Raw genomic sequence first — 9,362 nt, 5'->3', positions numbered from 1 at the left:
TTTGTTTTGCGGGGCCCGGTTTCCCTTGGGGGAGCCGGGCCCCGGTGTTTCCCGGCGGGGTCAGCCGCGGTAGGTCAGCAGCAGGGGTTCGAGGTTGGCGGAGGTGGCGCGACGGTGATCCCTTACTGCTGGGCGGCCGGCAACTTTCGCAGCTGTTGGTCGTAGCCGGCCAGCAGCTGCGAAAGTTGCTCCAGGGATTCGGCCGGCACGTCCTTGGGTGCCGTCTCGACCAGGTAGCGGGCCGCGGCGACCAGTGCCGACAGCTCGTACGCGTGGAACGTGCCGCGTAGCAGCGTCGGGCTCAGGCGCTCCAGCTCCATCGCTTCAGCCCTTGGACTTCACGTAGTCGACGACCTGCTTGAGCTCGGCGGCGAACTGGTCGTAGTCCTCCTGCATGCCGTTGATGTAGGCGCTCCAGCCCAGGCTGGCCTTCGCGTAGTGCACGGCTTCCTGGATCTCCTCGTCGGTGGCGCCGAACAGCTTGGCGGCCTCGGTGTGGAAGAGGCTGCAGTAGTGGCACTTGGTCTCCGCGTGCAGCCCGACGCCGATCAGTTCCTTGTACTTGTTCGGGATCAGCGTCTCGCCGAGCTCGATCCGCTTGAAGATCTCCCACTCCGGGCCGAGCAACTCGGTCGGGATGCTCTGGAAGAAGTGCGGGACCAGGCCCAGGGTCTCCTTGATGTCCGCTTCCACCTGGGCGCGACTCACTTCGGTGGTCATGCTGGCCTCCTTGGAGGTTGCCAGCGCCGGAGCGGGGCCGCCTGCGCTTGCCGTGGGCTGAGGAACTCCTGCTCATGCCGGGCCCGGCACGGAACCTCCCGGTGAATGCGAGCGGGGCGGCACTCCAACCTCACCCCTCAGCCTAAGCGCCCCCGAACCCTCCGGCGACCTTCCATCGGGCACTCCCGCGTGCCGCCAGGGCGGCGGGCCGACACCGGTGCGCGCATGGACCGCTAGGTGAGGCCACAGGCGGCCACGGTGGGTGGACGCAGGGCAGTTCCTGGTCGCGGCCAGCAGCCGGGCGGCGGGCGAGCTGGTGAGGCGGCCATGCGGGCTGACCGTGCCGCGGATAAAGCTCCGCGAAGTCGTCGTCCGTGAAGAGCGGTCCGAGCACCTCACGGATCCGCATTGCGAAAGCAGCTCTTGGGAAACGCCAGCTGGGCTACCTCGGCTGTCTGCTCCGGCACCTCGCCGGGAACACGGGGATGCAGCGACACAGTGCTCACCTGATCGCGATGTCCCCGCACCTGGCCGCGCCATCATCCCTCCACCGGCGGTCAGTTGGAACAATCCGCCGAAGTCGCCAACGGTGTCCTCCAGCGGGACATGACCAGGACCACGACAAACTCCAGTTGCTGTCGGTGATCGGAAGGCGCCTGGCGAGGTGATCCGTCGGCGCGCGGGCCTGCGCGATCTCGGGAATCTCCCGGGCGGACTGGACGGCGCTCTACATCGCGCGACATGTCCGGTCGGCGGTCCTACCGGCCGGATATCGGTGTTGTACAGCCGAACTCCCGTCACTAGGGTGCTTATTGAGATTTCAATCAATCGTCGGGCCGAAGGTGGCACCGATGCCCGGCACCGTCGCCTGCTCGCGTCGTCTCTTTTCGAACTCCCCGATGTTCACGGCTCTTTCCGGCACTTCCCCACCGTAAGGAAGACACCGTGCCCAACGAATCTCTCGACTACCTGGTGATCGGCGGCGGCCCCGCGGGACTCCAGCTCGGACAACTGCTGCAGGCAGCCGGCCACCGCTACCGGATCCTGGAAAGCGGCAGCACACCAGGCACCTTCTTCCGCACCTTCCCCCGTCACCGCCAGCTGATCTCCATCAACAAGGTGTACAACGGCACCTCAGACCCCGAACTGAACCTCCGGATGGACTGGAACTCGCTGCTGTCTCCCGACCCGGAGCTGTTGTTCCGCCGATACAGCAAGCGTTACTTCCCGCGCGCCGACGACCTCGTGCGCTATCTGGCCGACTTCGCCGAGGCGTTCAAGCTCGACATTGCCTACGACACCCGGGCAGTGCGGATCCACCGCGCGGACGGCGGATTCACCGTCAGCGACCAGCACGGTGCGGATCACCATGGCCGGCGCCTGGTCATGGCCACCGGGCTGACCCGGCCCAACACCCCGGACATCCCCGGCATCGAGACGGCCGAGGACTACTCCGTCGTCCCGACGGACCCCGAGGACTTCATCGACCAGCGTGTCCTGATCCTCGGCAAGGGCAACTCCGCGCTGGAGACGGCCGACAGCCTGGTCGAGACGGCTGCCGTGATCCATGTGGCCGGACCGCACTCCATACGGATGGCCTGGAACACCCACTTCGTCGGTCATCTGCGCGCCGTCAACAACAACTTCCTCGACACCTACCAACTCAAGTCGCAGAACGCCCTGTTGGACGGCCACGTGCTGTCCATCGAGAAGGCCGACAAAGCCGACCAGGACGCAGACGGCAACCATCCCTATCGCGTCCGTTTCAGCTTCTCCCGCGCCGACGAGGTGGTGAAGGAGCTGCGGTACGACCGGGTGATCGTCTGCACCGGATTCCGCTTCGACGCCGCGGCGTTCGAGGCAGAGTGCCGTCCCGAACTGGTCATCAACGACCGGTTCGCCGCCCTCACCCCCGCCTACGAATCCGTGAACGTGCCCGGTCTGTACTTCGCCGGCACCCTGATGCAGCAGCGCGACTTCAAGAAGTCCACCGGAGGTTTCATCCACGGCTTCCGCTATGCCGTGCGAGCCCTGAGCCGCATCCTCGACGAACGCCATCACGACCGGTCCTGGCCCCACCGCACGCTCGACCCGGATCCATCCTCACTCGCCGACGCCGTGGTGGAGCGGACCAACCGGAGTTCGGCGCTGTGGCAGCAGTTCGGCGTGATCGGGGACCTCCTGGTCACGGCACCGGCGCCCGGTGAACAGGTCCGATACCACGAGGAGGTGCCGGTCGACTACACCCACGGCAGTCAACTCACCCAGGATCACGACTACTTCACCATCACCCTGGAGTACGGCCCCGACCACGACAAGGTCGACCCCTTCGACATCACCGTGCGCCGCACCGCGCAGAACTCCGTGGACGACGCCTTCGACGCCTCCTACCTCCACCCGGTGATCCGCCACTTCCGAAGCGGCGAACTCCTCGGCACCCACCACATGGCCGAGAACCTGGAGAACCAGTGGGACGACCCCGAGGTCCACCACGCCCCGCTGGCCGCCTTCTTCGCCCGTGAGCTGGGCGTGCGCCCCGCCGGCGCGGGGCGGTGAGAGAAGCCGTGATGCTCTCCGCAAAGGACTTCGAGGCTGCTGCCCGCGACAAGCTCGACCCCGTCTACGCCGACTTCATCGCCGGCGGGGCACGCGACGAGATCACCGTACGGGCCAACGAGGCGGCCTTCGGCCGGCTGCGGCTGTTGCCCCGGATGCTGCGCGGCGGCGGGGTGAAGGACCTGGACACCACTGTGCTCGGCAGTCGTGCCCGCCTGCCGATCCTGCTCTCGCCGACCGCCTTCCACAAACTGGTCGACCCGGAGGGCGAGTTGGCCACCGCACGTGCCGCGGCCGTCGCCGGAGCGATCCTGATCGTGAGCATGGCGTCGACGACGGCGGTGGGGGAGATCGCGGACGCAGCCCGCGCCGCGGTCGACGGCGCCGATCCTGTACCCCTGTGGTTCCAGCTCTACATCCAGCCCGACCGGGAGATCACCAAAGCCCTGGTGCGCCGGGCCACCGACGCCGGGTGCACCGCCCTGGTGATCACCGTGGACTCCCCGGTGCTGGGCGCGAGCGAACGCAACCGCCGCAACGGCTTCCACGACCTGCCGCCCGGGCTGCGCTGCGAGAACCTGGTCGACCTGCGCGACGGCGAGCGCGGGCACGTACGCCAGATCGCCATGTCCCCGGAGCTCTCCTGGCAGCACATCGACTCGCTGCGCTCGATCACGTCGCTGCCTATCCTGCTCAAGGGCGTGCTGCATCCCGAGGACGCCCGCCTCGCCGTGCGCCACGGCATCGACGGGCTGCTGCTGTCCAACCACGGCGGCCGCCAACTGGACACCGTGCCCGCCACTTTGGAGCTGCTGCCCGAGATCGCCGCCGCGGTCGCGGGCCGGATCCCCATCGTGCTGGACGGGGGCGTCCGACGGGGCACCGACGTCGTCAAGGCGCTGGCCCTTGGAGCGCGGGCGGTGGGCATCGGCCGTCCGGTGATGTGGGCCCTGGCCGTTGGAGGGGAGAAGGGCGTACTGCGGCTGCTGGAGCTGCTGCGTGAGGAACTCGAGGACACCCTGGCGCTGTGCGGCGTGACCGGGCCGCAGGAGCTCACTCCGGGCCTGGTTCGCTCAGCTTGGTCCGGTCCGCTCTTCGGCGGAGCCGCCTTGTGAGTGCCACCGGATGGCTGGTCGTTGCTGCCGCCGTGGCCCTGGCGGTGAGTCTGCCGTACTGGCTGCCCCGGACCGTGGTCGCCCTGCGCGTGCGGATCTTCGCCCGGGTGAACGGCGAGGAGGGCATCCCGGCGCCCGGCCGGGATGTGCCCGTCGAGGAGTTCAAGCAGGTGTACGGGCACCCGGCGGCGAGCGGCCGCAGCCGTGGCGCTGCGCTGTCCGACCTGTTCTGGTACTGGCTCTCACCCGGCCCCGAGGTGCACCAGGAGCATCTGGAGCCCGGCCCGCGCTACGACGACGTGGCCCGGACCACCCGGCAGATCCTCGCCGGGCTGTCCCTGGCGCAGTGGACGGAGCTCGTCGGCCGCTGCACCCGGCACGTCCTCGACGAACTCGACGACAGCGCCGGCGCTTCTCCCGCCAGGGCGCACCGCGTCAGGCTGCGGGACCTGATGATGCCGGTCTGGGCCGAGGTCTACTACGAGTTGGTCTTCCGCACACCGTGCCCGAGCACCGTCCGGGACCTGATCGTCGGCAACGCGGACGACGTGGTCACCGCCCTCAAGTGCACCGGGCTGCGGCACATGGACCGGCGGGCCCGGCTCACCGCCCACTTACGGGCCCGGCTCGCCCACGATCCGCCGCCGGTACCGCTTCCGTCCCTCCTCTCCGAGGAGGAGCGGGCGTACTATCTACAGGGCACGTTCTTCAACACGGCCGTCGTGCAGATGTCGGAGGCGATGGCCCATCTGCTGCTGGCTCTCGCCACGCATCGTCCGGTGCAGGACCGGCTGGTGGGCGGCGATCAGGACCCGGACTTCCTGGACCGAGTCATCAACGAGACACTGCAGCACTTCCCGCTGTTCGGTGTGGCCCACCGGGTCACCACCGGGGAGATCCCCCGAGCAGGCGGTGCCCCCATCCCGGCCGGCTCCGTGCTGCTGTTCAACTACCCCGAGTACCAGCGATCGGGGACGACCGGTGCGGAGCGGTTCGACCCGGACCGATGGCTGTCGCAGGACACCAGGCCCACCGCCCACATCCCGTTCGGCGTGACCGCCAACCGGCCCTGCCCCGCCCGCGGCTTTGCCGTCCTGACCATGCGGGTCGCGGCCGAAGAGGTGCTGCGCCGCTTCCGGCTCGACTCCTCGGCGGAGCACACTCGGTCGCTGCCCAGCCGAGGCCCCTGCCTGCTGCTCCCTCGCGCCGGCGGAAGAGCTCGGCGCCCACGGCTGCGGCTCGCCGCGATGCGGCTCGGCGACCACTGGGCGACGGTCCCGCGCAGCCTGGTCCAACTGGTCCTGGGCAGCTACATGGTGTGGGACGCCCGGCGACAGGGTCTGTGCCGCAACTACTTCGCCCCGTCGTCAGGCGGCCCCGCGCCATCCGCCCTCGGTAGCCGGTGAGGGGACGCGACGATGACTCCCGTAGAGCTCGCTCCCGCCTTCTTCGCCGCTACCGTGGTGATTCTGCTGACCTGCCGTCTGGTCGTCCTGGTGGCGGGCCGCTTCGGCCAGCCCCCCGTGGTCGGCGAGATGATCGCCGGAGTGCTGCTCGGGCCCTCGCTGTTCGGACTGATCGCCCCAGGGGTGTCGGACGCCGTCTTCCCCGCCGAACTGAAGCCGATGCTGTACGTGGCGGGACAGATCGGTCTGGTGGCGCTGATGTTCGCCGCCGGATACAAGTTCAGGGCGCACGCGGGACGCGGTCTTGCCGGCACCGCCGTGGTGGTCTCCTCGGCCGGCGTACTCATCCCCCTGCTGCTGGGCGTGGGACTGACCGTCCTGGTCCACGGCCACGTCGACATCTTCGTCGACGGTGTCTCGGTCTGGGTGACCGCGGCGTTCGTCGGCGTCGCCCTGGCCATCACCGCCTTCCCGATGCTGGCCCGGATCATCACCGAACGGGGGCTGGCCGGCTCCCGGTTCGGCTCCCTGTCCATGGCCTCGGGAGCCACCGACGACGTGGTCGCCTGGCTCCTGCTGGCCGGGGTGCTGAGCGCGGCCTCGGGCGAGAGGGGCCCCGTGCTGAAGGCCGTGTGCGGTTCCCTGCTCTTCGTGGCCGTCCTGTTCCTGCTCGGGCGGCGGCTGCTCGCGTGGGTGGTGACGTACCCCGCTCTCCGCGACGACACCCGGCTGCTGTTCCTCGTCGCCGTGTTGTTCGGGGCGGCCTGGTTCACCGACACCATCCAGCTGTACGCCGTCTTCGGGGCGTTCTGCGTCGGGATGGCCATGCCCCGGCACGAGACATCGGAGCAGCTGGTGCGGACCACGCAGTCCGTGACCCAGGTGGTGTTCGTACCGATGTTTTTCACCTACTCCGGCCTCAACACACGGTTCGATGTGTTCGGCGACCCCGCGGTGTTGGCCTTCGGCGCGGCCGCCATCGTGCTGGCGGTGGCCGGCAAGTTCGGCGGCTGCTGGGCCGCCGCACGGCTGCGCGGTGAACCCGCGTCGGTGGCCGTCAGGGTCGGTGCCCTGATGAACGCCCGCGGGCTGATGCAGCTGATCGCACTCAACATCGGGCTGTCCGCGGGCATCGTCGGCGAGGAGCTCTTCACCGCGCTGGTCCTCGTCGCCCTGGTCACCACCGTGATGACGGTCCCGGTACTCAGCTGGCTGGACCGCCGCGACGCCAGATCCCGGACGGCGGCCGGGGAACCTCACAACTCCCCAGAGACGGTGCCGACATGGAGCTGAGCGGCGCTGAAGCCTCATCGCACAGATGTGGCGAGAGGGTGTCCGGCATGTCTTCGGCGTCCCGGGTGTACAGCTCGACCACGTGCTGGAGGCCCTGGCCCGCGACCGTGGGTCCGAGGGATCGATCACTTACATCGCCGCCCGCCACGAACAGGGCGCGGCCCACATGGCAAGCCGCGTGCCAGCCGTTGGGCGGCTGCTCGCAGTACGTGCCTAGGCCGTCGCGGACGAGGTAGCGGGCACGTTCCCGGGAGACGGGAGCTGCCGCCAGCACCTGCTGGAACCAGGGGTGTTGGTGGGGGGTGAGGTCCAGGATCACCTGCAGGCCGAGGTCGTGCGCCTCGGTGATCAGGTGTCCGGCCTCGTGAAGGGCGCCGTAGGCGGGGTGGGTGTCCCGGTGCTCGGGTACGCCGTAGCCGCCGTCGGCCAGGGGAGAGGGATACCAGGGGTTGATCCAGAGCGTGTCGCCGCCGACGTGGGCCAGGTACGGCAGACGGGAGCGCAGGCCGGAGATGTCGCCGTCGCCGTTGTTGTCGGCGAAGCTGCGGATGCAGACCTGGTAGATGACGGCGGAGCGCCACCAGGGCGCGGGCGTGTTGCGCAGGGTGCCACGCTGCTCGGATCCTGACTTCTCGGGGCGGGGGTGCAGGTCAGCGCTTGACCAAGCCCTGGAGCGGCGTCTCGGCGAAGCGGCGTCCGGGAACGGGAACGCGATTTCCTGCGCTACGCGCACGAGCACCTGGAGGATCTCGCCTGCGGCAGCGGCTGGGAGACGGAGTTCCCCCGCGACGTCTGGGTGCTGCGTCGACTCGGCATGGAGGGAACCGGGGCCCGGCTACGGTTCGACCGCATCGCCCAGCCCTGGTTGCGCGAGCCGGCCACGCGGTTTGTGCGCTGGCGGCTCAGCATCGGCCGCAGCGTCAACCAGGCCGTCGTCGACATCCTCGCCCTCAACCGCTTCTCCGGCTTCCTGACCGACCCGCGGGTCGCCGCCGACGGCCTGGCGGCGGTGGACCGGAAGGTGCTGGAGCGCTACCTGGCCGATCTCGCCACTGACCCGCGCTCGACCTACTCACGCAGCCGCGACGTCAGCTCTCTGAACGCGGTCTTCAACGCCGTGCGCCGCCACGGCTGGGACGAGACCCTTCCGGCGAGTGCGACCTACTACCCCGACCACTTCCCCCGTCCAGACAAGCGGCTGCCCCGCGCGCTGGCCGAGCAGGTCATGGCCCAGGTCGAGCAGCCAGCGAACCTCGACCGCTGGCACAACCCCGAGGGCCGTCTGCTGACCCTGGTCCTGATGCGGTGCGGACTGCGGGTCGGCGACGCCTGCAATGTCGCCTTCGACTGCATCGTGCGGGACGCGGACGGCGCCGCCTACCTCCGCTACCTCAACCGGAAGATGAAACGCGAGGCCCTGGTCCTCATCGACGAGGAGGTGGAGGGCGAGATCACCGCCCAGCAGCGCCGGGTGCTGAAACGCTGGCCCGACGGCAGCCGCTGGCTGTTCCCAGCCCCGCGGATGAACCCAGACGGCACCCGGCCGCTGACCACGCATTCCTACCGGGGACAGCTCGCCGTCTGGCTGGAGTGCTGCGAGGTGTGTGACGAGCACGGCCGATCCGTGCACCTGACGCCCCATCAATGGCGTCACACTTTTGGAACCAGGCTGATCAACCGGGACGTCCCGCAGGAAGTCGTACGCGTCCTGCTCGATCACTCCTCCGGCGATGTGACCGCCCACTACGCCCGGCTGCACGACACCACAGTCCGCCGGCACTGGGAAAGGGCCCGCAAGGTCAACATCAAGGGCGAGAGCGTCACCGTCGACCCGGCCGGACCCCTGGCCGAAGCCACCTGGGCCAAGCAGCGGCTTGGCCGCGCGACCCAGGACCTACCCAACGGCTACTGCGGCCTGCCGGTGCAGAAGACCTGCCCGCACGCCAATGTCTGCCTGACCTGCCCGATGTTCATCACCACCCCCGAGTTCCTGCCACAGCACCGCGAACAACGTCAGCAGTTGCTGCAAATCGTCTCCGCAGCCGAGGCCCGCGGCCAGACACGCGTGGTGGAGATGAACCCCCTACTCAGGGCTGGCTATATCCACGAGAACCGATTCATTTGGGTGCAGTTCCTGTCGAGGGACGCCTGGGCCGGGGTAAGAAGCCGCATGAAGGCAGACACCTCACGATGCCAACGCGTCAAGCTGCGGCGGCGAGTTCGGTGGGGAACGCGGTGTGTTCGTCGAACAGCTTGCGGTGCTGTAGGCAGT

General features: G+C 69.0%; 8 protein-coding genes and 2 pseudogenes. 6 read left to right on the top strand and 4 right to left on the bottom strand.

Annotated elements, in window-relative coordinates; translation table 11 throughout:
• Positions 1–122 precede the first annotated feature (122 nt).
• The 3 genes and pseudogenes from ABZT04_RS45555 to ABZT04_RS45545 all read right to left on the bottom strand — a co-directional run.
• The gene (locus ABZT04_RS45555) at positions 123–320 is read right to left on the bottom strand and encodes a hypothetical protein (RefSeq protein ID WP_356066528.1); all 198 of its coding nucleotides are present in this window, start codon (positions 318–320) and stop codon (positions 123–125) included.
• Positions 321–324: 4 nt separating this feature from the next.
• Positions 325–720: a carboxymuconolactone decarboxylase family protein gene (locus ABZT04_RS45550; RefSeq protein ID WP_356066525.1), complete on the bottom strand. Its 396-nt coding sequence runs from the start codon at positions 718–720 to the stop codon at positions 325–327.
• A gap of 307 nt (positions 721–1,027) precedes the next feature.
• Positions 1,028–1,217, bottom strand: a pseudogene (locus tag ABZT04_RS45545) (IS5/IS1182 family transposase); the annotation flags it as partial.
• A gap of 448 nt (positions 1,218–1,665) precedes the next feature.
• On the opposite strand from ABZT04_RS45545, the gene ABZT04_RS45540 reads away from it, so the two are divergent.
• The 5 genes from ABZT04_RS45540 to ABZT04_RS45520 are packed head-to-tail and all read left to right on the top strand — an operon-like array spanning position 1,666 to position 7,307.
• On the top strand, positions 1,666–3,276 hold the full coding sequence (locus ABZT04_RS45540) for an NAD(P)-binding domain-containing protein (RefSeq protein ID WP_356066523.1): 1,611 nt from the start codon (positions 1,666–1,668) through the stop codon (positions 3,274–3,276).
• 11 nt (positions 3,277–3,287) lie between these two features.
• Positions 3,288–4,391, top strand: coding sequence for an alpha-hydroxy acid oxidase (locus ABZT04_RS45535; RefSeq protein ID WP_356066520.1), 1,104 nt, complete (start codon positions 3,288–3,290; stop codon positions 4,389–4,391).
• Entirely contained in the window at positions 4,388–5,797 is a 1,410-nt protein-coding gene (locus tag ABZT04_RS45530; RefSeq protein ID WP_356066517.1) for a cytochrome P450, read from the top strand. Before ABZT04_RS45535 ends, ABZT04_RS45530 begins: the two co-directional genes overlap by 4 nt.
• A 12-nt stretch (positions 5,798–5,809) precedes the next feature.
• Positions 5,810–7,090, top strand: a complete 1,281-nt coding sequence (locus ABZT04_RS45525) for a cation:proton antiporter (protein ID WP_356066515.1) — start codon at positions 5,810–5,812, stop codon at positions 7,088–7,090.
• Between the two features lie 25 nt (positions 7,091–7,115).
• Entirely contained in the window at positions 7,116–7,307 is a 192-nt protein-coding gene (locus ABZT04_RS45520; protein ID WP_356066531.1) for a thiamine pyrophosphate-binding protein, read from the top strand.
• Positions 7,308–7,325: 18 nt separating this feature from the next.
• On the opposite strand, the pseudogene ABZT04_RS45515 reads toward ABZT04_RS45520, so the two are convergent.
• A pseudogene (locus tag ABZT04_RS45515) lies at positions 7,326–7,823 on the bottom strand (alpha-amylase family glycosyl hydrolase); the annotation flags it as partial.
• An 81-nt stretch (positions 7,824–7,904) separates the two neighbouring features.
• Here ABZT04_RS45515 and ABZT04_RS45510 point away from each other — a divergent pair.
• On the top strand, positions 7,905–9,362 hold a 1,458-nt coding region (locus tag ABZT04_RS45510), incomplete at its 3' end, for a site-specific integrase (protein ID WP_356066512.1).

The sequence above is a fragment of the Streptomyces sp. NPDC005492 genome, assembly GCF_040605995.1.
Lineage (GTDB): Bacteria > Actinomycetota > Actinomycetes > Streptomycetales > Streptomycetaceae > Streptomyces.
The sequence above is the reverse complement of the archived record's forward strand: the minus strand, read 5'-3'. Positions and strand labels throughout refer to the sequence as shown.